Annotated in this window: 16 protein-coding genes, 1 tRNA gene and 3 pseudogenes; 4 read left to right on the forward strand and 16 right to left on the reverse strand. The window is 64.5% G+C overall.

The features are described 5' to 3' along the window. Window positions 1–98 precede the first annotated feature (98 nt). Entirely contained in the window at window positions 99–2,870 is a 2,772-nt protein-coding gene (impA, locus tag FHW81_RS29040; protein ID WP_017148715.1) for an ImpA family metalloprotease, read from the reverse strand. A gap of 99 nt (window positions 2,871–2,969) precedes the next feature. Between impA and FHW81_RS29045 the strand changes: the two genes are divergently transcribed. Beyond that, window positions 2,970–3,113: a hypothetical protein gene (locus FHW81_RS29045; protein ID WP_153274318.1), complete on the forward strand. Its 144-nt coding sequence runs from the start codon at window positions 2,970–2,972 to the stop codon at window positions 3,111–3,113. A gap of 404 nt (window positions 3,114–3,517) precedes the next feature. Here FHW81_RS29045 and FHW81_RS29050 read toward each other — a convergent pair. From FHW81_RS29050 to rpsU, 9 genes and pseudogenes are all read right to left on the reverse strand, one after another. Continuing rightward, window positions 3,518–3,775, reverse strand: a pseudogene (locus tag FHW81_RS29050) (nuclease-related domain-containing protein); the annotation flags it as partial. A gap of 92 nt (window positions 3,776–3,867) precedes the next feature. Further along, the gene (locus FHW81_RS29055) at window positions 3,868–4,989 is read right to left on the reverse strand and encodes a Fic family protein (protein ID WP_016263877.1); all 1,122 of its coding nucleotides are present in this window, start codon (window positions 4,987–4,989) and stop codon (window positions 3,868–3,870) included. 261 nt (window positions 4,990–5,250) lie between these two features. After that, window positions 5,251–5,385, reverse strand: a pseudogene (locus tag FHW81_RS29060) (integrase); the annotation flags it as partial. A gap of 153 nt (window positions 5,386–5,538) precedes the next feature. Beyond that, a tRNA-Ile gene (locus tag FHW81_RS29065) sits at window positions 5,539–5,615 on the reverse strand. Between the two features lie 16 nt (window positions 5,616–5,631). Continuing rightward, window positions 5,632–9,356 (reverse strand): annotated as a pseudogene (locus FHW81_RS29070) (EAL domain-containing protein). 106 nt (window positions 9,357–9,462) lie between these two features. Beyond that, window positions 9,463–11,316, reverse strand: coding sequence for an RNA polymerase sigma factor RpoD (rpoD, locus tag FHW81_RS29075; RefSeq protein WP_003085035.1), 1,854 nt, complete (start codon window positions 11,314–11,316; stop codon window positions 9,463–9,465). A gap of 79 nt (window positions 11,317–11,395) precedes the next feature. After that, window positions 11,396–13,390, reverse strand: a complete 1,995-nt coding sequence (dnaG, locus tag FHW81_RS29080; RefSeq protein WP_023091418.1) for a DNA primase — start codon at window positions 13,388–13,390, stop codon at window positions 11,396–11,398. 82 nt (window positions 13,391–13,472) lie between these two features. Beyond that, window positions 13,473–13,922 (reverse strand): GatB/YqeY domain-containing protein, encoded by a 450-nt coding sequence (locus FHW81_RS29085; RefSeq protein WP_003085042.1) that lies wholly within the window; start codon window positions 13,920–13,922, stop codon window positions 13,473–13,475. A gap of 69 nt (window positions 13,923–13,991) precedes the next feature. Then, on the reverse strand, window positions 13,992–14,207 hold the full coding sequence (gene rpsU / locus FHW81_RS29090) for a 30S ribosomal protein S21 (protein ID WP_003085057.1): 216 nt from the start codon (window positions 14,205–14,207) through the stop codon (window positions 13,992–13,994). A gap of 200 nt (window positions 14,208–14,407) precedes the next feature. Between rpsU and tsaD the strand changes: the two genes are divergently transcribed. Then, window positions 14,408–15,433, forward strand: a complete 1,026-nt coding sequence (gene tsaD / locus FHW81_RS29095; protein ID WP_023113352.1) for a tRNA (adenosine(37)-N6)-threonylcarbamoyltransferase complex transferase subunit TsaD — start codon at window positions 14,408–14,410, stop codon at window positions 15,431–15,433. A gap of 78 nt (window positions 15,434–15,511) precedes the next feature. Here tsaD and plsY read toward each other — a convergent pair whose 3' ends face one another. Next, window positions 15,512–16,081 carry a glycerol-3-phosphate 1-O-acyltransferase PlsY gene (gene plsY / locus FHW81_RS29100; RefSeq protein ID WP_003085061.1) on the reverse strand — a complete coding sequence of 190 codons (570 nt, stop codon included), beginning with the start codon at window positions 16,079–16,081 and terminating at the stop codon, window positions 15,512–15,514. A gap of 83 nt (window positions 16,082–16,164) precedes the next feature. On the opposite strand from plsY, the gene folB reads away from it, so the two are divergent. Further along, window positions 16,165–16,518: a dihydroneopterin aldolase gene (gene folB / locus FHW81_RS29105; protein ID WP_031628438.1), complete on the forward strand. Its 354-nt coding sequence runs from the start codon at window positions 16,165–16,167 to the stop codon at window positions 16,516–16,518. Beyond that, entirely contained in the window at window positions 16,509–17,051 is a 543-nt protein-coding gene (folK, locus tag FHW81_RS29110) for a 2-amino-4-hydroxy-6-hydroxymethyldihydropteridine diphosphokinase (RefSeq protein WP_003099585.1), read from the forward strand. The genes folB and folK overlap by 10 nt, the downstream gene beginning before the upstream one ends. Here the strand turns inward: folK and FHW81_RS29115 are convergent. The 5 genes from FHW81_RS29115 to FHW81_RS29135 form a co-directional block, all read right to left on the reverse strand. Further along, complete coding sequence (locus FHW81_RS29115; RefSeq protein WP_003099584.1) at window positions 17,024–18,256, reverse strand: multifunctional CCA addition/repair protein; 1,233 nt, start codon at window positions 18,254–18,256, stop codon at window positions 17,024–17,026. The genes folK and FHW81_RS29115 overlap by 28 nt on opposite strands. A gap of 43 nt (window positions 18,257–18,299) precedes the next feature. Continuing rightward, window positions 18,300–18,806 (reverse strand): DUF4136 domain-containing protein, encoded by a 507-nt coding sequence (locus FHW81_RS29120; protein ID WP_003085071.1) that lies wholly within the window; start codon window positions 18,804–18,806, stop codon window positions 18,300–18,302. Between the two features lie 94 nt (window positions 18,807–18,900). Next, a complete protein-coding gene (locus tag FHW81_RS29125; RefSeq protein WP_003099581.1) occupies window positions 18,901–20,454 on the reverse strand; it encodes a SpoVR family protein in 1,554 nt (517 codons plus the stop codon). Further along, entirely contained in the window at window positions 20,451–21,722 is a 1,272-nt protein-coding gene (locus FHW81_RS29130) for a YeaH/YhbH family protein (protein ID WP_003099579.1), read from the reverse strand. The genes FHW81_RS29125 and FHW81_RS29130 overlap by 4 nt, the downstream gene beginning before the upstream one ends. A gap of 100 nt (window positions 21,723–21,822) precedes the next feature. Then, window positions 21,823–23,745 carry a PrkA family serine protein kinase gene (locus FHW81_RS29135; RefSeq protein ID WP_003085078.1) on the reverse strand — a complete coding sequence of 641 codons (1,923 nt, stop codon included), beginning with the start codon at window positions 23,743–23,745 and terminating at the stop codon, window positions 21,823–21,825. Window positions 23,746–23,942: the final 197 nt, after the last annotated feature.

Below are 23,942 nucleotides of genomic sequence, written 5' to 3' on the forward strand. Positions count from 1 at the left end.
CGCTGGCATGACCGACCCTCTATCCCTTCGGGGAGAGGGGCATGAGGACCGGCGCGGAGCGAGAAGCATCACCCCGCGCCAGCCCCCTCAGCTACGACTCACGGAAACGGCCACGCCGGCGACCCCTGGCTCATGTCCAGAAGCTTCACCGTGCTGTATTCGTTGGTCCGGTTGTTGGCATAGAAGAACGCCGGCTGCTCGGCGAAACCGTAGGCCGCCACCTGCGCCTGGGCCGCTGCCGAGGTACGGATGCCCCATAGCGCGAAGGTTGGCCGCTGGTCGCGCTGGGTCAGCCAGGACAGGCCGAGCAACAGGTTGTCGTTGCCGTCCGTACTGCTGGCATCGCCGCTGTTTCCCGGGCGCTGGGCGTAGGTGCCGTAGCCGAGAGCGGCCTTGTTGGCGTCCCAGTCGGACTTGTCCACCTGGCGCTGGTGCAGGTAGAGCAGGGTCCAGATGTCCCAACCCTGCAGCGGATCGTTCTTCAGGTCGGCCCAGTAGTGCACCCACTGGGTATAGAAGGCCATCCGCTCGCCGTTCAGCGCGTAGGTGCCCGGGTCTTCCCACAGGCGCTTGTATACGCCTGCCAGCGGATCGGCCTCGGCGCGTCCGGCGACGATCAGGTTGTAGGCGTTGCGGTAGTTGACCCGCGTATCGTCGAGGTTCTGCCCGAACTCGCGGAGCACGCGCCAGTCCTTGTGCAACGGGAATATCTGGTTGGAGATTTCGCCCGAGCGCCCGCCGTAGACCTTCAGTCGATTCACTTGCAGGTTGTGGCCCAGCTCATGGCTTTCGCCCCAGCCACGCGGGTTCAGGCCCCAGGTCTGGTCGTAGGGGTTGCCGCTGCAACCGCCGCCGCACTGGGCGTACTGGTCGACGTTGATGTGCTGGGTGCCGGGCAGCTTGTGTAGGGTCTCGCTGTCGCAGTCCCAGCCGCGCGCCGCGCATTCCTGCTGGATTGCCGGAGTCTTCGCCTGGTTGGGAATGGCGAAGCCGGCCAGGGTGTAGGCGTCGTCGATGAACACCTCGTTCAACTCACGGATGAAGCGCTGGACGTCGCCGCCATAGTCCTTGTCGATCGAGCCACGGACCTTCTCCACCTTGGCGTGGACCTCCACCGAGCCGCTGCGGATCTCCAGCCAGTCGGCCTTGTCGGCGTCCAGCGCCTGGATGAAGTCGGCAATCGCCTGGCTGCTGTCCTCGCCCGGCTGGATGTCGAGGAACGGCTGGCTGGCCGCGCCGGTTACCTTGACGGTTACCGTCTGACCCGGCGTGGCGCCGCTGTAGACCAGTTGCAACAGGCCGCCGTAGGGCGATACCAGCGCCACCGACTGGTTTGCCTGGAGCTTGATGTCCGGGCTCTTGAGGAAGCGCGGGCGGTCATACTGGCGGGTATTCCACAGCCGCGTCGAGCCGATGCGCTGGGTGTTCAGGCCGACCGCCAGGCTGGCCTGGCCAGCGTCTTCGATGCGAATGCTCAGGCGCTTGCCCGGCGCCGCCATGCGGCCGATGGCGGTGAAGCCCTGGGCCGACGGCAAGGTGAGGGTCAGGGTTTCCTCCGAGCCCGATACCGGCATCGACTGTTGGCGCTGGCCGGCGTAGCTGCCCAGTTCCTTCTGCGCCGCGCCGGCCTCGCGCACGTAGCCGACGATGGCGTCGGCGACGAAGGTTTCCTGGAAGCGCGCCGTGTCGGCGGCCTTGTCCATCGGGTAGCGGATGTTCTGCCGCACCGCGTCGGCCCACAGCAGCCAGAGCCGCAGCGAGGTGGTGCCGGGCAGGGCGAAGAGGTTCTGCGCCTTCTGGTTGTAGGCGTCGAGGGCGCCTTTCAATACATCGACGCGCTTGCTGAAGTCGCTCAGTCCCGGCACGTCGTCGCAGGTGGTGCGACCGACGTAGGAGGTGCATTTCGACCAGTCGTAGTCCGTGCGCCAGCTACCGTCGACGATCTGCTGCACCAGCGCCGGGTCCTGGCCATAGGCGCCGCCCAGCTCGACCGAACGCGTCCGGGTGCGGCTGGATGGCACCCTGTCCTTGTCCCAGTAGTTGCCGCCGTAGGGGCCTTCCTGCAGGCCCAGGCCGGCGAGGATCTGCTGGCCGGTGCTGCTCTGGTTCCAGCCATTGGTGTGCACGAAGAGGATCGGCAGCCCGGCCTGTAGCCGTGCGCGCACCGTGGCGCTCAGGCTAGCGGCGCTGGCGCCGTTGCCCAGTACCAGCAATTTGCTGGTGCTGGCGCAACTGGCGTCGGTCAGCGCGTTGCAGGCGGCGTCCGCCGGTTGCAGGCCGGCGCTCTTCAGGCCGTTGAGAGTGGCGGTCTTGTCCACCCCGACCACGCTGACCTTGAAGTCCTTCGCAGTAGCCGCGCCCGGGTCGCCGTTCACCAGCCACTGCACCGCCCGCTTCAGCAGCGGTGCGTGGGCGGCATTGGCCCCGCTCAACTGGGTGAGCACGTTGGTGCCATAGGCCAGCCCGCGGCCGCCGGCCTCCAGGCTCAGGCTGGCGAGCACGCGCCCCTTGTCGCCAATGAGGAAGGGCAGGGTATTGTCCGGGTTTGCCGGCAGGACCCACATGCTGGCGGCGCCAGGATCATAGGCTTGGCTGAGGTTCTGGTAGAGACCGTCGAGCAACTGGGTGCGGGTCTGGCGGATGCGCTCGACCTGCTGCTGCAGGCGCAGGGCGACCAGGTGGCTGTCGGTCAGTTGCGAGGAATCCCCGCTGACCAGTGCCGCATCGAGGATTTCTTCCTGGGTGGCCGCCTGGGCGGACAGCGCGCCAGCCAGGCAGAAACCGGCCAGCAACGCTCGGTGGCGAGGGATGGGTGAGCGACTCATGTTCTCTCCTTGCAGTGAGGGAAATGCAGTGGTGGACAGGCTCACAACTGGCGCTATCGGCCCGTGGAGGGCGGCATATTGTTATGGGTGCGCCGGGTATCGCGTCGAACAGGGAATGGGCCTCGGACAATGCCGGAAATACGCATGGGCGATCCGCTGCATCGAACGAGTCAAGGCGAGAGGAGCATGTTGGGAAAGGCGGAAAAACTATCTGTTCTGGTTGTTTTTGAACTGCGTCTGATTATTTTGTTTTTATTTTTACCGATTGTTCGAAGCGCTCTGGAATAGGCGCTCCAGCGTTTCCTGTGACGAAACGATCCAGACTTTGGTTAGGGGCTTGGAAAATACCGAGGATGTATTTCCAGAGCTGTCGATCGAGTTGGAAGTTGCAGTTTCATGAAGGTTTAGGTACTTCGAAGTTACCGCGTTGGCGATGGAATCGATATCGTCCGGTAGTGCCTTCGGAAGTGCCTGATAAGTGCCTTCCCACGCTCAGGCGGAGAGCAGAGCGCCACGTCCATCGGATTCCGCTCCGCCAGCGCCAGTTCGCCTTCGCCGAAACTTGCGCTGCTGCCGCCGACACCCTGCGATTGATCGCGCAGTGGGGGGGCGTTTCATACCAAAGCCTGTGACCTGCAGCACGGCTCGCCGATGCAATGGTAGAGACCTATCGGCAGGTGCTGGAAACCTGCCGTTTCCAGCACGAAGATGCCGTAGGGTGAGAGAAATACGTGGTCGATCTGTGTCGTGCCGTCCGGCGTGTTCAGGGTGACGTTGTGCAGGCGGCGGTAGGTGTGCCTGTCCAGTTGCCAATGGGCGAACAGGCGCACCAGCAGTTCACCGATCTGCCCCTTGGCCCAAGGCGATTTGAGCAGGCCGATCAGCAGGGCTGCCGGGATAAACCAGGTCAGCATGCCCCAGACCTGGGCGACTATCGGGCTGTAATCCACTTTCTTCCTTGAGCCGAGCTGCTTAATGGAGAGGCGACCATTGTCCTATGGCGCGATGACGCATCAAGGACTGGTGAGCCCGGTGCAGGCGCTCAGCGTGCTATCTGGTAACGGGTGCTACGCCCTCTGCCGGGCAGTCGCTCGATGCAGCCCTTTTCCAGCAGGTCGCTCAGGTGGCGGGTCGCGGTGGCTTTGGAAACCTTGGCCACAGCTTGGTATTGCGCCGCACTGATGCCCTCCTCGAACCCCCTTTCGCCGCCATCGAGCAGGCGGTTAAGCACTTTGACTTGCTCCGCCGATAGGGTTTGGCTGCGGTGTGCCTGCCAGAAGCGCGCCTTGACCAGCACGCGGTCGATACGAGCAAGAGCCTGCTCCAGGCTGTTGAGCAACGTCGCGAGAAACCATTGCAGCCAGTTGGTGATATCCAGCGTGCTTTTCTGACTTGCTTCGAGAATGCGGTAGTAACCGGCGCGGTCGTCGAGGATGCTCGCAGACATGGCGTAGAAGCGAATGGCTTGCTGCTCACCCTGAGCCAATGCCAGATCGGTGATAGCGCGGGTGAGGCGACCGTTGCCGTCGTCGAAGGGGTGCAGGGTCACGAACCAGAAATGGGCGATGCCGGCGCGCAGAAAGGGATCGAGGCTGGCATCGCGGCGGCTGCTCTCGAACCAGGCGAGAAAGTCCGCCAGTTGCGCTTCCAGCCCAGCGCGGGGAGGGGCTTCGAAATGGACTGTCGGGCGGTCGATGCGACCGGAAACCACCTGCATGGGCTCTTCGCCACGCAGTGCACCGATGTGTAGCGGTCGAGTCAGCAGTTGCTCATCAGTGGGGAATAGCCAACGGTGCCAGGTGAACAGTCGCTGTTCGTCTAGCGGCTCTTGATGTGCGTGGGTGGCATCGAGCAGCAGTTCCGCCAGGCCTTCGGAGCGAGAGGTGGTTCGACCTTCTTCGTGCAATCCCAGTCGCCGTGCCAGTGATGAGCGCACCGAACCGACATTCAGTTGCTCTCCCTCAATGGCTGAAGAGGTGACGATGTTCTGCAGCATGGCATCCAGGCTGCTCTGCACTTCGGTGTCACTCCCCACGGCACCGAGCATTCCTAACAAACGACCCTGAGCCTGGCTACAGGAGCGCAGCATTGGTGCAAGCGCTTCGGCTTGCCAGTTGAACTGCGGCCAGTCGGGCTGCTGCCAGATCCAGAGTGGGTCGTTCATAAGGGATATTCATGAGCCGATTAGAGAGCCTATTCGGCTCATTTTGTGAGCCGATAATGGCAACTATTCGGCTCACTGTCTAATTCTCAAGCTGGGTTGATAGCTTGATGAGCATGCCTGTTCAGGGTGACTGAGTCAGCTAAAGCGCCTGTTTCAGCACGTCAAAAACCTTGTGGACAGAGGTCGGCCGTACCCCTTGGGCATCGATAAAATTTGATGCAGGGACATGTAGCTCTCGGGCTACAAAATGGGGGCAGGTCACATGCGCTCGGAGCCGCAGTGCTGGATGTACACGCCGCGTACCATCTCGTCTTCGGTGCGGCGTGCCCAGTCTTCGGCGTCGCGCTTGGTGCGGAAGGTTTTTTCGTTGGTCGGCCAATCCGTTTTGCGGCCCACGGGAAGGGGGGACGACTGTTGCCATCAGATAAGGACTCCAAAGGCAAACTGGCTAACCAGTACTGTACCGACTTTGTACCTTTTGGCCATGGAGTCGTTTATGAGGCCACTACCCTAGAAAGCGCAAAGCCGCGCAGTGCGCGGCTTTGAAGGTGGTGGGCCCACACGGACTCGAACCGTGGACCAAAGGATTATGAGTCCTCTGCTCTAACCGACTGAGCTATAGGCCCCCAGAAGGTCGGCGGATTATACCGGCGCTTCTCGGGGAGCGCCAATCGGCTGGCGCGGTTTGAGGAATTTGCTGGCGAACAGCTCGGCGGGCAGCGGCGGACTGAGGACGAAGCCCTGGATCTGCTCGCAGCCTTCGTGGGTGAGGAAGCTCTGCTGGCCTTCGGTTTCCACGCCTTCGGCGATCACCGTGAGCTGCATGCTGCGGCCGAGGGCGATGATGGCGCGGGTGATGGCGGCATCGTGGGGATCGTCGGGAAGGCCGCGGATGAACGACTTGTCGATCTTCAGGATGTCCAGCGGCAGGCGCTTGAGGTAGCTGAGCGAGGAGTAGCCGGTGCCGAAGTCGTCGATCGCCAGCTGTACGCCGAGGCGCTTGAGGCCATGGAGGACGGCGAGGGCCTCCTCGGTCTGGTTCATGATGAAGCTCTCGGTGATTTCCAGTTGCAGCCGCGACGGTTCCAGGCCGGACAGCTCCAGCAGTTGCTCGAGGCGTTCGATCAGTTGCGGCTGGCCGAGCTGGGCGCCGGCGAGGTTGACCGACAGCGGGCCGAACGGCGCGTGCAGCTTTTGCCATTCGCCCATCTGCTGGCAGGCGTGTTCCAGCACCCAGTCGCCGAGGGGCAGGATCAGGCCGCAATCCTCGGCGAGGGGGATGAAGCGCTCCGGGGAAATTTCCCCGAACAGCGGATGGTACCAGCGCACCAGTGCCTCGGCGCCGACCAGCAAGCCGCTCTCCAGGCTCAGCTTGGGTTGGTAGTAGAGCTGCAACTCGTCGCGCTCGAGGGCGCGGCGCAGTTCGGTTTCCAGCGCCATGCGCTCGGTGGCCAGGTAGGTTAGTTCGCGGGTGTAGTACTCGATGCGGCTGCGGCCCCGCGACTTGGCGCGGTACATGGCGGCGTCGGCGTTCTTCACCAGGGTCGGGGCGTCGTCGCCGTCCTTGGGGAACAGGGCGATGCCGACGCTGGCGCTGACGAAGAATTCATGACCGTCGGCCTGGAACGGCGCGGTGAAGGCATTCAGCAGCTTGCGCGCGACGTGCTCGGCGTCGCTTTCCTGGTGCAGGCCGGGGAGCAGGATGATGAATTCGTCGCCCCCCAGGCGGGCCACGGTATCGACGTCGCGCAACTGGTCGCGCAGGCGTTCGGCGATGGCCTTGAGCAGCAGGTCGCCGATGGGATGGCCGAGGCTGTCGTTGATGTGCTTGAAGCGGTCCAGGTCGATGAACAGCACGGCGCCGGGACGGCTCTCTTCGCGGGCCTCGTCGAGGGCGTGATTGAGCCGGCTCTCGAACAGCAGGCGATTGGGCAGACCGGTGAGCGGATCGTGGTGGGCCTGGTAGTCGAGCCGGGCCTGGGCGTACTTGAGGGTGGAGATATCGGCAAAGACGCCGACGAAGTGAGTGATCTCGCCCTGCGGATTGTGTACCGCGCTGATGGTCAGCCATTCGGGGTACAGCTCGCCGGTCTTGCGTCGGTTCCAGATCTCGCCCTGCCAGTGCCCGTCGCGTTCCAGCTGGTTCCACATGGCGAGGTAGAAGCTGGAGTCGTGTTGTCCGGAGGAGAGCAGGCTGGGCGAGCGTCCCAGCGCCTCCTGCTCGCTGTAGCCGGTGATCTCGCTGAAGGCGCGGTTGACCGCGGTGATGCGTTGGCGGGTATCGGTGATCATCACGCCTTCGGCGGTGCTTTCGAAGACGGTGGCGGCCTGCTGCAGCTTCTCCTGCATGAGCTGGCGCTCGGTGATATCGCGGGCGATGGTCAGCACGCAGTCCTCGCCATCGATGCTGATCCGGTGGGCGGACATCTCGCACTGGCGGATGCCACCGTTGCGGTCCCGTACAGGGGCGGTGAAGCCCTGGGTCAGGGTGTGGTGGCGTACCAGCGAGATCAGGCGCTTGCGGTCCTCGGTGTCGACCCACAGGCCGAGTTCGAGCGTGGAGCGGGAGATGACCTCGTCGCGGCGGTAGCCGGTGAGACGGGTGAAGCCTTCGTTCACGTCGATCAGCGTGCCGTCTTCGAGGCGGCTGATCAGCAGACCGTCGGGGTAGGCATGGAAGGCGTTGGCGAACTTCTCCTCGGAGATCCGCAGCAGTTCCTGGGTCTCCACCAGGTGGGTGATGTCGCGGATCACTACCACCAGCGCCGGGGTCTGGTCGAGGGCCACGTGCTGGGCGCTGAGCAGCGCGCTGAAGGTACTGCCATTGCGGCGCCGCAGGGGCACCTCGAGGTTGGTCAGGTTGCCGTGGCCGAGCTTTTCCAGGACCTGCGGGCCCAGGCCGGGGAGTGCCCAGATGCCCAGCTCGGTGGCGGTCTTGCCGATGGCGTCGTCGGCGGCGATGCCGATCTGCTGCTCGAAGGTGCTGTTCACCGCGAGGAAGCGGCCGTCGGCGCCGTTGGCCAGTACCACCATGTCCGGGCAGTGGTGGAACACCGAAGCGAACTTCTGTTCGGACAGGCGCATGGCCTGCTCGGTGAGCTTGGCCTCGGTGATGTCGATCATCAGACCGCGCAGGAGCAGGTCCCGGCCTTGCGTGATCGGGGTGACCAGATCGCGAATCCAGACTACCCGGCCGTCGGCGGCGAGCATCCGGTAGTCGAAGCTGTGGTCGCGTCCGGCCTGGCTTTCGCTCATGCAGTAGTGGATGGCGTACTCGGCGTCCATGGGGTGCAGGGTCCGCTGCCAGAAGCCCGGCTGCAGCCATTCGCCAAGGGGATAGCCGAGCAGGCGTTCGGCGTGGGGCGAGACGTAGGTGAAGCGGTTCTCCTCGAGGCGCATTTCCCAGGCGATGGCATTCAGGCTTTCCACCAGTCCTCGGTAGTGCTGTTCGCTGTCGCGCAGTTCGCGCTCCAATTGCCGCCGGCGATTCACCTCGCGGCGCAGGCGGCGGTTCATGGCCAGCAGTATGGCGACCGAGACCAGGATCAGCAGGACGATGGGAAGACCGTAGGTCGCCATCTCGCGCCAGGCCGGACGTCGGTCGAGCAGGCCGCCGACCCAGGGGGCCTGGAGTCGCTCGATCTCCTCGGCGCTGAGGTCGGCGAGGACCTTGTCGACGATCCCGGCGAGGATCGGTTGTCCGCGCGGCACGGCCATCGCCAGTTGGTAGCGGTATGGCGTCTCGCCGCTGATCTCCAGGCCGTTGAGCTTGAGCTGGCGGAGGTTCCATACGCTGGAGGCGAAGTCGCCGACGAAGGCGTCGGCCTGGCCGGTGGCCAGCGCCTGCAGGGCTGCCGCTACCGAAGGCAGCGGCAGCAGGGTAAGGTCGGGATGCTGGGCGATCAGCAGTTCGTGAGGAGCATAGTGGTCGACCACCGCGACCTTGAGCCCGTAGAGCTCGTCGATGCGCTTCGGCATCGTGCCGTTCTTGCGTGCCAGGATGATGATCGGGAAGTCCAGGTAGGGCCGGGTGAAGCTCAGGTACTCCTGGCGCTCCGGGGTAGCCATGATGCCGGGCAGCAGGTCCAGCCGACCGTCCTTGGCCTGCTCCAGGACCTGCGTCCAGGTCTTCGGTTCGACAGGCGTCAGGCTGACGCCCAGGCGTTCCTGCAGTAGGCTGACGTAGCCGGCGGCGAGTCCCTGGTAGCGGCCCTGTTCGTCGCGGTATTCGAATGGCGGCCAGGAGGTGTCCACGCCCAGGCGGATGCTCGGGTGCTCGGCCAGCCAGGCCCGCTCCTCGGGCGTGAGCGTGAGGGCGCCGGCCAGCAGGCCAGACACAGGAGAAGCACGGCCTGCAGACGCTGCATGAGGCGGTCTCGCGGTGGACGGGAATATAAGCGGAAGTGTAGACGCCGGGCGGCGGGGCAAGCGGCAAAGAAAAACCCCCGGTTTTTCAGGCCGGGGGTTCGTTCGTCACTCGTCGAGGAAGGAGCGCAGGTGCTCGCTTCGCGACGGATGGCGCAGCTTGCGCAGCGCCTTGGCTTCGATCTGGCGGATCCGCTCGCGGGTCACATCGAACTGCTTGCCGACTTCCTCGAGGGTGTGGTCGGTGTTCATGTCGATGCCGAAGCGCATGCGCAGCACCTTGGCTTCCCGGGCAGTGAGGCCGGCGAGGACTTCGCGGGTGGATTCCTTGAGGCTCTCGCTGGTCGCCATCTCGATCGGCGACTGCATGGTGGAGTCCTCGATGAAATCGCCCAGGTGCGAATCTTCGTCGTCACCGATCGGGGTTTCCATGGAGATCGGCTCTTTGGCGATCTTCAGTACCTTGCGGATCTTGTCCTCAGGCATGTCCATGCGCTCGCCAAGCTCTTCCGGGGTGGGCTCGCGACCCATTTCCTGGAGCATCTGGCGGGAGATGCGGTTGAGCTTGTTGATCGTCTCGATCATGTGCACCGGGATGCGGATGGTGCGTGCCTGGTCGGCGATCGAACGGGTGATCGCCTGGCGAATCCACCAGGTGGCGTAGGTGGAGAACTTGTAGCCGCGACGGTATTCGAACTTGTCCACCGCCTTCATCAGGCCGATGTTGCCTTCCTGGATCAGGTCGAGGAATTGCAGGCCGCGGTTGGTGTACTTCTTGGCGATGGAAATCACCAGGCGCAGGTTGGCCTCGACCATTTCCTTCTTCGCCCGGCGAGCCTTGGCTTCGCCGATCGACATCGCGCGGTTGATTTCCTTGATCTCGGCGACGGTCAGCTCGACCTCGCTTTCCAGGGCCGCCAGCTTCTGCTGGTTGCGCAGGATGTCGTCGCGCAGGCGCTCGATGGCCTCGGCGTACTTCGGCTTGCTCTTCAGGACGCTGTCGACCCACTTCTCGTCGGTCTCGTGGTTCGGGAACAGGCGCAGGAAGTCGGCACGCGGCATGCGCGCATCACGCACGCAGAGCTGCATGATGGCGCGTTCCTGGGCGCGCACGCCTTCCAGGGCGGAGCGCACGCGGGCGACCAGGGCGTCGAACTGCTTGGGCACCAGCTTGATCGGCATGAACAGCTCGGCCAGGCCGGTGAGTTCGGCGGTGGCCTGCTTGCTGCCGCGACCGTGCTTCTTCAGGGCCTTCTTGGCCTTGTCGAGCTGCTCGGAGACCGCGGTGAAACGCAGGCGGGCTTCTTCCGGATCCGGACCGCCGTCGCCTTCGTCGTCGCTGTCGCTGCTGTCGTCGCTTTCTTCTTCCTCGTCGTCCTTCTCTTTCGAGTCGGCGGAATCGTCCTTCAGGTTGACCGGCTCCACCTCTTCGGCGGGCAGGCTGCCGTCATCGGGATCGATATAGCCGCTGAGGACGTCGGAGAGGCGACCGCCTTCGGCGACGATGCGATTGTAGTCGGCCAGGATGCTGTCCACCGTGCCCGGGAACTGGGCGATGGCGCTCATCACTTCGCGGATGCCTTCCTCGATGCGCTTGGCGATTTCGATCTCGCCTTCGCGGGTCAGCAGTTCCACGGTACCCATTTCACGCATGTACATGCGCACCGGGTCGGTGGTGCGACCGATGTCGCTTTCCACCGCGGCCAGGGCCGCTGCGGCTTCTTCCGCTGCGGCTTCGTCGGTATCCGCCTCGGCCAGCAACAGGGCATCCGCATCCGGGGCTGTCTCGAATACGTTGATCCCCATGTCGTTGATCATGCGGATGATGTCTTCCACCTGTTCCGGATCGGAAATATCCTCCGGCAGGTGGTCGTTGACCTCCGCGTAAGTCAGGTATCCCTGCTCACGGCCTCGGGCGATCAACTCTTTCAGACGAGATTGCTGTTGCGCTTTTCCGGACATAACACCCTATCCACTGAAGGTCTTGGCGGGCAAAAAATAAGCAGAGGATTATACCTGATGCCTGGGCTGAGGCGCCAGTTCAGCTCTGGGAAGGCGATGAAGCGGCAACACTGTAGTGCTCTCTGAGCAAGGCTTTCTCTTCATCGGTCAGTTCACTGTAGCTCTTCTGCATGACGCTGCGTAAACGCTCCTCCCGCTCGCCGAAACGCTGGCTCTCGGAGAGTTTAGTAATGGTGTCGAAGAACTGCTTTTCAAGGTTCTCCTGGACGATCAGCCACTCCTTCTCGCCCAGGGCCTGCAGCAGGCGGCCCTGGGGCGTGCCGTGCCAGCGCGCGATGAGTTGCATCGAGCTCTGCCGCGGGTTCTTCTGCAGGGCTTCCAGCAGGGACACCAGCAACTGGGCGTAGGTATCCTGCTCCCTGGCGAGGGTGCCCGCATCGTCGACCTTCAAGGCCAACTGCGGATGATGCAGCAAGGTGCGCAGGGCGTTGAGGGTGGTGGACTCCACGCTGACCGGCGTTCGTTGCGGAGCCTTGAAGTCGCCGCGGCCGCCTTTGTCCCACTTCTTCTTGCCATCCCACTTCTTGCCGTCCCAGGGCTTCTTGTCCTTGTTCCAGCTCTTGCGCGGTTGCGCCTCGCCATAGCCTGGCGCAGCGTCGAACGGCGCATGGGAGGGCTCGTTCTCGTAGTAGGCGCTGGCGGCGAAATAGTCGTCGCCGTCCAAGGCGCCGCTCGCTCCGTGGTCCATGGACGACGGCGGCGGGCTGTGGTGCGCCAGTTGTCCGATGTTTTCGCCGGACAGGCCGGTGATTTCCGACAGACGTTGTCGCATCAGCAGGCGCAGGTTGTTCCCGGGAATCTTCTCCAGCAGCGGCGCGGCGAGGGTCGCCAGGTGGGCCTTGCCTTCCAGGGTGGCGGGGTCGGCCTCGAGCATCAGTTGCTGGAAGAAGTACTCCGCCAGCGGCTGGGCCTGCTGGGTGATGCGTGCGCGGAAGGCATCCTCGCCCTCGGCGCGTACCAGGCTGTCCGGGTCCTCGCCCTCGGGGAGGAACAGGAAGCGCACGCGCTTGCCGTCCTGCAGGTTCGGCAGCACCGACTCCAGGGCGCGCCAGGCCGCCTTGCGCCCGGCCTGGTCGCCGTCGAAACAGAACAGGATGCTCGGTACCAGGCGGAACAGGCGCTTGATGTGTTCCTCGCTGGTCGCCGTGCCGAGGGTCGCCACCGCGTTGCGGATGCCTTGCTGGGCCAGGGCGATGACATCCATGTAGCCCTCGACCACCATGATCTCGTCGAGGTCGCGATTCTTCTGCCGGGCCTCGTAGAGTCCGTAGAGTTCCTGGCCCTTGTGGAAGACCGGAGTCTCCGGGGAGTTCAGGTACTTCGGCTTGTCGTCGCCGAGCACCCGGCCGCCGAAGGCGATGATCCGCCCGCGGCTGTCGCGGATCGGGAACATCACGCGATCGCGGAAGCGGTCGTAGCGCTTGCCGGTGTCGCTGTTCTCCACCAGCAGGCCGGCGTCGAGCATGGCCTTGAGTTGCAGGTTGTCGCCACCCAGGTGCTTGAGCAGGTTGTCCCAACCGGGCGGGGCGAAACCGAGGCCGAAGTCGCGGGCGATCTCGCCGGTCAGGCCGCGGCCCTTCAGGTAGTTCACCGCGGCCTTGCGCGCCGGGTGGCTTTTCAGCGCCTGCTTGTAGAACTCGGCGGCGGCGCTGAGCAGCGGGTAGAGCGGCGAGTCGGTCGGCTGGCGCGGCGTGTGCCCGCGTCCGCCGCGTTCCTCGCGCGGCACGTCCATGCCGGCGCGCTTGGCCAGTTCCTCGACCGCCTGGGGGAACTCCAGCTGGTCGTGGTCCATGACGAAGCCGAGCGCGTTGCCGCCGGCGCCGCAGCCGAAGCAGTAGTAGAACTGCTTGTCCGGGCTGACGGTGAACGAGGGAGTCTTTTCCTTGTGGAACGGGCAGCAGGCGCTGTAGTTCTTGCCGGTTTTCTTCAGTTGGATGCGTGAACTCACCACCTCGACGATGTCGGTGCGGTTCAGCAGGTCATCGATGAAGCTTTGCGGTATCAGGCCGGCCATGGTGTTCTCGAAAACGACGGCGCGTGGGCGCAGAGCGGCAGCATAGCAATTATCGCCGGGCCGATCAGGCCGGCGCGGTGTTTCAGGAGGAGAGGCGCGCCTTCAGGCGCTGGCTGACCTGTGCCATGTCGACGCGACCCTGGACCTGCGGTCGCAGCAGGTTCATCGCCTTGCCCATGTCCTGCGGACCCTGGGCGCCGCTGTCGACGATGCTGCGCTCGATCAGGGCGTCGATCTCATGGTCGTCCAGGGGCTTGGGCATGAAGTCCTGGAGCACGAGGATCTCGGCAGCCTCGACCTCGGCGAGGTCCTGGCGGCCGGCGTCGCTGAACTGGCGCTGGGCGTCGCGGCGCTGCTTGATCATCCGGTCGAGGATCAGCAGGGCTCGGGCGTCATCCACCTCGATGCGTTCGTCGACTTCGACGCGCTTGATGTCCGCGAGGGCCAGGCGCAACGTGGTCAGCCGCGGCTTGTCCTGGGCGCGCATGGCGACCTTGACGGCGTCGAGGAGGCGGGATTTGATTTCGCTCATGGCGGAAAGCCGAAAGCCCGGCCGGGGCCGGGCTGAGGCACGATCACTGACGCGTGGGCGTCGAGTGGATCAGTACAGGCGCTCGCGACGGCGCTGTTCGCGCTGTACTTTCTTCGCGTGGCGCTTCACTGCGGCAGCGGCCTTGCGCTTGCGCTCGGCAGTGGGCTTCTCGTAGAACTCGCGGCTGCGAACTTCAGCCAGTACACCTGCTTTTTCGCAGGAGCGCTTGAAACGACGCAGGGCTACGTCGAAGGGTTCGTTCTCTTTTACTTTGACGGCTGGCATCCAGGTCGTACCTTCACTGATTACCGGGGGTTGAACGTACTCCGGCAAGGTGGCGCGGATACGTCGGTTTTCAAGGGTTGCGGATATTAACGGTTCGGCCGGAGGAATGCAAAGCCTCCGATCGAAAAACACTGGTCTGGCGCAAAGCCGCCGATTATCATGCGCGGCTTCGTATTTGCCAAGCTCTAAGGCTCAAGCCCATGCGCGTGCTGGGACTGGAAACGTCCTGCGACGAAACCGGCGTCGCCCTTTACGACAGCGAACGCGGCCTGCTGGCCGACGCGCTGTTCAGTCAGATCGACCTCCATCGCGTCTACGGCGGCGTCGTGCCCGAGCTGGCCTCGCGCGACCACGTCAAGCGCATGCTGCCGCTGATCCGCCAGGTGCTCGACGAGTCCGGCTGCACGCCGGCGGATATCGACGCGATCGCCTATACCGCCGGCCCCGGCCTGGTCGGCGCCCTGCTGGTGGGGGCTTCCTGTGCCCAGGCGATGGCCTTCGCCTGGGGCGTGCCGGCGGTCGGCGTGCACCACATGGAAGGGCACCTGCTGGCGCCGATGCTGGAAGAGCAGCCACCGCGGTTCCCGTTCGTCGCCTTGCTGGTTTCCGGCGGTCACACCCAGTTGGTGCGGGTGGACGGCATCGGTCGCTACCAGTTGCTTGGCGAATCGGTGGACGACGCCGCCGGCGAAGCCTTCGACAAGACCGCCAAGCTGATCGGCCTGGGCTATCCCGGCGGTCCGGAAATCGCCCGCCTGGCGGAGCTCGGCACTCCTGGCCGCTTCGTGTTCCCGCGGCCGATGACCGATCGCCCCGGCCTGGACTTCAGCTTCAGCGGGCTCAAGACCTTTACCCTGAACACCTGGCAGCGTTGCGTCGAGGCCGGCGACGACAGCGAGCAGACCCGCTGCGACATCGCCCTGGCGTTCCAGATCGCGGTGGTCGAGACCCTGCTGATCAAGTGCCGTCGCGCCTTGAAGCAGACCGGCCTGAAGAACCTGGTGATCGCCGGCGGCGTCAGCGCCAACCAGGCGCTGCGCAGCGGCCTGGAAAAGATGCTCGGCGAAATGAAGGGGCAGGTGTTCTACGCCCGCCCGCGCTTCTGCACCGACAATGGCGCGATGATCGCCTACGCCGGCTGCCAGCGCCTGCTCGCCGGCCAGCATGACGGCCCGGCGATCAGCGTCCAGCCGCGCTGGCCGATGGAGTCGCTGCCGGCGGTCTGAGTGGCCGCCAGGTCGCAGTCAGGCAGGTGTCGATGACGCAGCTGGGCCAGACTGCATGAAGTTTTTTCCTTTTATGGATTAGAAATGCCGTTCGCGGCCGGCGAACAGATCGCGTAAGTTGGCGCGGTGCCGCCAGACGATCAGGCCGGTCAGCACGGTCATCGGCAGCAGCGCTCCGGGCTGCTGCCAGGCCAGCAACGGCAGGGTCAGCGGGGTGGCCACCAGCGAGGCGAGCGAGCTGGTGCGCGACAGCTTGAAGGTCAGCAGCCAGGCCGCCGCGGCCAGCAGTACGGCCGGCGGATAGAGGCCGAGGAGCATGCCCGCGGCGGTGGCGACACCCTTGCCGCCGCGGAAGTTGAAGTACAGCGGGTACAGGTGGCCGATCACGGCGGCGATGCCGACCCAGGCCTCCTCCATCACGCCGAGCCCCAGCCAGCGGGCGACCAGCACCGGCAGCAGGCCTTTGCCGACGTCGCCGAGCAGGGTCAGGATGGCGAGTTTCTTCCCGGCGACGCGCAGCATGTTGGTCGCGCCGGGGTTGCCGGAACCGCTGGCGCGCGGGTCCTGGGTGCCGAACCAGCGGCTGAGCAGGACGGCGAAGGAGAGGGAACCGAGCAGGTAGGCGAGGATCGCCAGTAGCCAGACCATGGATTCCACCGAGGACGAGGATGTCCTCGATTCTAACGGGGCGGCGCACGCTTGTCGTGGCATCCCTTGGAGCGGGTAGCGAAGTGGACAGAGTTTTTATCGAAGGCTTGGAGGTCGATACCGTCATCGGCGTGTACGACTGGGAGCGCGGCATCCGTCAGTGCCTGCGCCTGGACCTGACCCTGGGCTGGGACAACCGTCCGGCCGCCGCGGGCGACAATCTCGCCCTGGCGCTGGACTATGCCGCGTTGTCCGAGCGGGTGCAGGAGTTCGCCCGGGAATCGCATTTCCAGTTGGTGGAAACCTTCGCCGAGCGCCTCGCCGAGGTACTGATGGGCGAGCGCGGCATTCCCTGGCTGCGCATCCGCGTGACCAAGCCCGGCGCGGTGCCGGCGGCCCGTGGCGTTGGCGTGGAGATCGAACGCGGATGTCGCTGATCCCGGTCTACCTCGGCCTCGGCAGCAATGTCGAGCGTGAGCGCCATCTGCATGCCGGCCTCGATGCGCTGGCCGCTTTCCTTCATGACCTGCGTTGTTCGCCGGTATTCGAGAGCGAGCCGGTGGGTATCAAGAGCGGGCCGTTCTTCAACCTGGTGGTGTCTGCCCGCACCGATCTGCCGCTGGCCGAACTGAGCCTGCGACTCAAGCACATCGAGGCCGACAATGGCCGCTATGCGCCAGAGCGCAAGGGGCTGCCGCTGGATATCGACGTGCTGTTCTACGGCGACCTGGTGGGCGATTTCGATGGCCTGGTGCTGCCGCGCGCCGAAGTGCTGAAGAACGCTTTCGTGCTCTGGCCCTTGTCCGAGCTGGCGCCGAACCTGGAGCATCCGGTCGCCCGCCAGCCGCTGGGCGATCTCTGGCGCGAGACGAGGATCCAGCAGAAGCTCTGGCCGGCGCCATTCGAATGGCGTGGCCAGGCGTTGACTCCCGAAGCGCTGCTTCAGGCCTTTCCGCGTTCTTCCTTGTAGGCCTTGAGTGCGGCGAGGCGCGCACGCTTCAGCGCCTCGCCCAGTTCCGCGCCCTTCAAGCCCTTTTCCACCAGCGGCTTCACGCTGACTGCCCGCGCTGCCTGCGCCGCGCCGAGCAGGTAGGCGGCCTGCGGATAGTCCCGCTGTTCCAGGCCGAGGCGGCCGCGTGCGTCCATCTCGCTGGCGGCGACGAACTCCTCGAAACGCTGCGGGCGGCGATACACGTCGAAGCTCTGCAACAGCTCCAGCAGTGTATTCGGGCGCAGCTCCAGCGCCCGATGGGCGTGGGTGTGGTACTCGCCCACCAGGCGCGCCAGTTCCTGGCAGTCGCGCGGCACCCTGAAGCGCTGGTTCACCGCATCGATCAACGGCACGCCGCGAGCCTCGTGGGCGATATGGCGGGGCCAGTCCGCTTCGCTGGTGAGTCCCTTGCCCAGGTCGTGCAGCAGGCAGGCCCAGCGTACGCTGAGCGGCTGCCGGTGGCGGGCGCATTGCTGCAATACCGACAGGACATGGACGCCGGTATCGATTTCCGGATGGTGGGCCGCCGGCTGCGGTACGCCGAATAGCGCCTCGACTTCCGGGATCAGTTCGGCCAGGGCGCCGCAGTCGTGCAGGACCTGGATGAAGACCTCGGGGTTGGGTTCCATCAGGGCTCGGGAAATTTCCTTCCAACTGCGCTCCGGGGTCAGCGCCTGCAACTCGCCGGATTCCGCCAGTTGGCGCATCAGGGCGAGGGTTTCGGCGGCGACCCGGAAGCCCAGGCCGGCGTAGCGGGCGGCGAAGCGCGCTACGCGCAGGACCCGCAGGGGATCCTCGGCGAACGCCGGGGAAACGTGGCGCAGCAGGCGCGCCTCGAGGTCGGCCTGGCCGCCGTAGGGGTCTATTACCCGGCCCTGTTCGTCCTCGGCCATGGCGTTGATGGTCAGGTCACGGCGAGTCAGGTCTTCCTCCAGGGTCACCTCGGGGCTGGCATGGAAGGTGAAGCCGCCGTAGCCGCGCCCGCTCTTTCGCTCGGTGCGCGCCAGGGCGTATTCCTCGCCGCTCTGCGGATGAAGGAAGACCGGGAAGTCGGCGCCCACCGGGCGGTAGCCGCGGGCGAGCATCTCGTCGCTGCTGGCACCGACCACCACCCAGTCGATATCGGTGACCGGACGGCCGAGAAGGCGATCGCGCACGGCGCCGCCGACCTTGTAAATCTGCATGGGAATCCTCCGCGTGATAGGCGGAAGTCTACCCCAGGGTGTCCTAGCGGGCGCGTGGAAGCTGCCGGAGCAGGGCGCCGACCGCCAGTTCGAGCTGTTCCGGATTGGCCCTGGCGGGGCTGAGGCCGGTGCTTACCATACCTTCCCAGAGAACGCGCTCCTCCAGGTCGACCAGGCGCACGCGCAATGTCCCGGTTTCGTCGCGCAGACGGTGGATCGCCAGATAAGGCCCCATGCCGGAGGTGGGCGGAAGGTCGGGGCGGAATTCCAGCGGTGCGTCGCGTAGCGCCAGCCAGTAGTAGACGCGGAATTGCGGGGTGGCGCTCTCGTGGTAGCCGTGGGCCGCCAGTCCCTGGCGCAGCTCTGCGTTTATCAGCGGATAGCGGTTGCGGTAGGGCAGGGCGTCGACCGCCTGTTCCGGCGGCATCAACTGGAAACCTTGCAGGCCGGGCAGTCCGGCGCTGGCCGGATGGGTCACCCGGGCGCTGGGGATGTGGCTGGCGCAGGTGGCCAGGACGAGGCAGAGCAGGACGATGGCGAACAGGCGCATGGCGGCTCCCGTGGACGGCCGGCTTCTTGTTCTGCTGTGGGCGGCCCCGACCGTGCCGGCATGCTGGCCGGCGGTCGGGGTGGACGTCAACCGATCAAATGGGCGGGATGATCAGGTCCAGGCGCGGGTAGCCTTCCTCGCCCTCGCTGGCGCCCTTGGGCGGCATGTGGTGGGTCTGCACGAGCTGGTCGCCCTGCAGGGTCTCCAGGTGGATATCGAAGCCCCACAAGCGATGCAGGTGCTTGAGCACGTCGGCGGTGGAGTCGCTCAGCGGCTGGCGGTCGAACTGCTGGTGGCGCAGGGTCAGCGAGCGGTCGCCGCGACGGTCGACGTTCCAGATCTGGATGTTCGGCTCGCGGTTGCCGAGGTTGTACTGCGCCGCCAGGGTCTCGCGGATGGTGCGGTAGCCGGCTTCGTCGTGGATCGCCGCGACCAGCAGGTCGTCCTTCTGGTCGTCGTCGAGAATGCTGAACAGCTTCAGGTCGCGAATCACCTTGGGCGAGAGGAACTGCAGGATGAAGCTTTCGTCCTTGAAGCTCTTCATGGCGAACTTCAGCGTGGCCAGCCAGTCGCTGCCGGCGATATCCGGGAACCAGCGGCGATCCTCGTCGGTAGGTTCCTCGCAGATGCGGCGGATGTCGCGGTACATGGCGAAGCCCAGGGCGTAGGGGTTGATGCCGCTGTAGTAGGGGCTGTCGAAGGACGGCTGGTAGACCACGCTGGTGTGGTATTGCAGGAACTCCATCATGAAGCCGTCGTTGACCAGGCCTTCGTCGTAGAGGTCGTTGAGCAGCGTGTAGTGCCAGAAGGTCGCCCAGCCTTCGTTCATCACCTGGGTCTGGCGTTGCGGGTAGAAATACTGGGCGATCTTGCGCACGATGCGGATCACCTCGCGCTGCCAGGGCTCCAGAAGCGGCGCGTTCTTCTCGATGAAGTAGAGGATGTTCTCCTGCGGCTCGCTCGGATAGCGCGCCATGGATTGTTCCTTGTCCTTGCCGCCGACGCGCGGGATGGTCCGCCAGAGGTCATTGACCTGGCGCTGGATCAGTTCCTCGCGCTCCTTCTGCCGCTGCCGCTCCTCTTCCGCGGAAATCGGGTAAGGACGCTTGTAGCGGTCGACACCGTAGTTCATCAGGGCGTGGCAGGAGTCGAGCAGGTCTTCCACCGCGTCGATCCCGTAGCGCTCCTCGCACTGCATGATGTACTGCTTGGCGAACACCAGGTAATCGATGATTGAACTGGCATCGGTCCAGGTGCGGAACAGGTAGTTGCCCTTGAAGAAACTGTTGTGCCCGTAGCAGGCGTGGGCGATCACCAGCGCCTGCATGCACTGGGTGTTTTCCTCCATCAGGTAGGCGATGCAGGGATCGGAGTTGATCACGATCTCGTAGGCCAGGCCCATCTGGCCACGCTTGTAGTTCTTTTCCGTACTGAGGAAGTGCTTGCCGTAGGACCAGTGGTTATAGCCGATCGGCATGCCCACCGAGGCGTAGGCGTCCATCATCTGCTCGGCGGTGATCACCTCGATCTGGTTCGGATAGGTATCCAGGGCATAGCGCTCGGCGATCCTGCTGATTTCCCGGTCGTACTGCTGGATCAGCTCGAAGGTCCATTCCGAGCCGGTGGCGATGGGCTGGCGCTTGCTCATGCGACGAGCCTCCTCTGGAACAGCTCGCGGAACACCGGGTAGATGTCCGATGCCGAGACGATCTGCTGCTGGGCGAAGCTGTCTTCGAAGGCTTCGCGCACGCGCTCGTACTCGAACCACAGGGCCTGGTGTTCGCGCGGGGTGATCTCGACGTAGGTGTAGTACTGGACGAACGGCATGATCTGCTTGAGGAGGATGTCCCGGCACACCGGCGAGTCGTCGTTCCAGTTGTCGCCGTCCGAGGCCTGGGCGGCGTAGATGTTCCACTCATGGGTCGGATAACGCTCGGCCATGATCTCCTGCATCATCTTCAGCGCGCTGGAGACGATGGTGCCGCCGGTCTCGCGGGAGTAGAAGAACTCCTCCTCGTCGACCTCGCGGGCGCTGGTGTGGTGGCGGATGAACACCACTTCGATCTTCTCGTAGTTCCGCTTGAGGAACAGGTAGAGCAGGATGAAGAAGCGCTTGGCGATGTCCTTGGTCGCCTGGGTCATCGAGCCGGAGACGTCCATCAGGCAGAACATCACCGCCTTGGAGGTGGGGTTGGGCTGCTTGACCAGCAGGTTGTACTTGAGATCGAAGGTATCGAGGAACGGCACCCGGTCGATGCGCGCGCGGAGCTTGGCGATTTCCAGCTCGAGTTCCTGGATATCGCCGAGGTTGTCCGGCTCTTCGCGCTTGATCCGCTCCAGTTCCTTCAGCGCCGCGCGCAGCTTGGCCCGGCTGCCGCCGGACAGCGCGATGCGCCGCGCATGGGCCGAGCGCAGGGTGCGGACGATGTTGATGCGCGACGGGTTGCCGTCGTTGCTGATGCCGGCGCGGACGGTCTTGAAGGTGTCGGTGCCGGTGATGTGGCGCTTGACCAGGTTGGGCAGCTCCAGGTCCTCGAACATGAAGTCGAGGAATTCCTCCTGGGTGATCTGGAAGACGAAGTCGTCCATGCCTTCGCCGCTGTTGCTGGCCTTGCCGCCGCCGCGGCCGCCCCCGCCGCCGGATGGGCGGGCGATGTGCTCGCCGGCGGTGAATTCCTTGTTGCCGGGGTGGACGACGGTCTGCCGCCCGCCGCGGCCATGGTGCAGCACCGGTTCGTCGATATCGCGCCCGGGAATGCTGATCTGCTCGCCGTGCTCCATGTCGGTAATGGAACGCCGGCTGACGGCCTCCTCGACGGCCTTCTTGATGTGTTCACGGTAGCGCCTCAGGAAGCGCTGGCGGTTCACCGTGCTCTTGTTCTTGCCGTTCAGACGCCGGTCGATGACGTAGCTCATGAATGCTCCTCAGGGCCTGTGGCGCCCCGCCGGAGCGGAGGCGCCGAGGTCCGAATGCGACGGCGACCGGTACGGTCGCAGCGACCGTACCGATGGCAGACTACTGCGACTTGCGAACCCGCAGGTACCATTCCGACAGCAGGCGGACCTGCTTCTCGGTGTAGCCGCGCTCGACCATGCGTTTGACGAAGTCGTTGTGCTTCTGCTGGTCCTCCTTGCTGGCCTTGGCGTTGAAGCTGATGACCGGAAGCAGGTCCTCGGTGTTGGAGAACATCTTTTTCTCGATCACTACGCGCAGCTTCTCGTAGGACAGCCAACTCGGGTTCTTGCCGTTGTTGCCGGCGCGGGCGCGCAGCACGAAGTTGACGATCTCGTTGCGGAAGTCCTTCGGGTTGCTGATGCCCGCGGGTTTCTCGATCTTCTCCAGTTCCTCGTTGAGGGCGGCGCGGTTGAGGATCTCGCCGGTTTCCGGGTCGCGGTATTCCTGGTCCTGGATCCAGAAGTCGGCGTACAGCACATAGCGGTCGAAGATGTTCTGACCGTATTCGCTGTAGGACTCCAGGTAGGCGGTCTGGATTTCCTTGCCGATGAACTCGACGTAGCGCGGCGCCAGGTATTCCTTGATGAAGCGCAGGTAGCGCTCGCGGGTTTCCGGCTGGAACTGTTCCTGCTCGATCTGCTGTTCGAGGACGTAGAGCAGGTGCACCGGGTTGGCCGCTACCTCGTGCGGGTCGAAGTTGAATACCTTGGAGAGGATCTTGAAGGCGAAGCGGGTGGAAAGCCCGGCCATGCCTTCGTCGACCCCGGCCGAGTCGCGGTATTCCTGGATCGACTTGGCCTTGGGATCGGTATCTTTCAGGTTTTCGCCGTCATATACCCGCATCTTCGAGTAGATATTCGAGTTTTCCGGCTCTTTCAGCCTCGACAGCACGGAGAACTGCGAGAGCATCTTCAGGGTGTCCGGCGCGCAGTGGGCATGCGCCAGCGAGCTGTTGACCAGCAACTTGTCGTAGATCTTGATCTCGTCCGCCACGCGCAGGCAGTACGGCACCTTGACGATGTAGATGCGGTCGATGAAGGCCTCGTTGTTCTTGTTGTTGCGGAAGCTGTGCCATTCCGACTCGTTGGAGTGGGCCAGGATGATGCCGCTGTAGGGCAGGGCGCCGAGGCCTTCGGTGCTGTTGTAGTTGCCTTCCTGGGTCGCGGTCAGCAGCGGGTGCAGGACCTTGATCGGGGCCTTGAACATCTCGACGAATTCCATCAGGCCCTGGTTGGCCCGGCAGAGGGCGCCCGAGTAGCTGTAGGCGTCCGCGTCGTTCTGCGGGTATTCCTCCAGCTTGCGGATGTCGACCTTGCCGACCAGCGCGGATATGTCCTGGTTGTTCTCGTCGCCGGGCTCGGTCTTGGCGATGGCGATCTGGTTGAGGATCGAGGGGTACAGCTTGACCACGCGGAACTGGCTGATGTCGCCGCCGAACTCGTTGAGGCGCTTGGTTGCCCAGGGCGACATGATCGAGCGCAGGTAGCGCCTCGGGATGCCGTAGTCCTCCTCGAGGATGGCGCCGTCTTCGTCGGGGTTGAACAAGCCCAGCGGCGACTCGAAGACCGGCGAGCCCTTGATCGCGTAGAAGGGCACCTTCTCCATCAGTTGCTTGAGTTTTTCCGCCAGGGAGGATTTACCGCCGCCGACCGGGCCGAGCAGGTAAAGGATCTGCTTCTTCTCCTCCAGGCCCTGGGCCGCATGGCGGAAGAACGCGACGATCTGGTCGATGCATTCCTCCATGCCGTGGAAGTCGGCGAACGCCGGGTAGCGGCGAATCACCTTGTTGGAGAAGATCCGCGACAGCCTGGAGTCCACCGAGGTGTCCAGCAATTCCGGCTCGCCGATCGCCATCAGCAGGCGCTCGGCGGCAGAGGCATAGGCTGTCTTGTCTTGCTTGCAGAGGTCGAGATATTCCTGGAGGGAATATTCCTCTTGGCGGGTCGCTTCGAAGCGTTCCTGGAAGTGACTGAAAATGCTCATGACGTCTCCTCGCTCGATGCAGTGAGCCGGCGCGGGATCGGTCGTGCGGGTGCGGGGGGGCCGCCAGCCAGGCCGGCGAGAATCCCCCAGACTCCGTCGCTGCACGGTGCTTCCCTTTCCGCCAGCGCTCCTAACGGTCACAGCCGATGGCCCGGAAGCCGGTGTGCCGGCTCTCCCCTGTTTTGGATGGCCTGAGG

It is taken from the genome of Pseudomonas sp. RC10-4-2 (genome assembly GCF_050433085.1).
Taxonomy (GTDB): Bacteria; Pseudomonadota; Gammaproteobacteria; order Pseudomonadales; family Pseudomonadaceae; genus Pseudomonas; species Pseudomonas aeruginosa.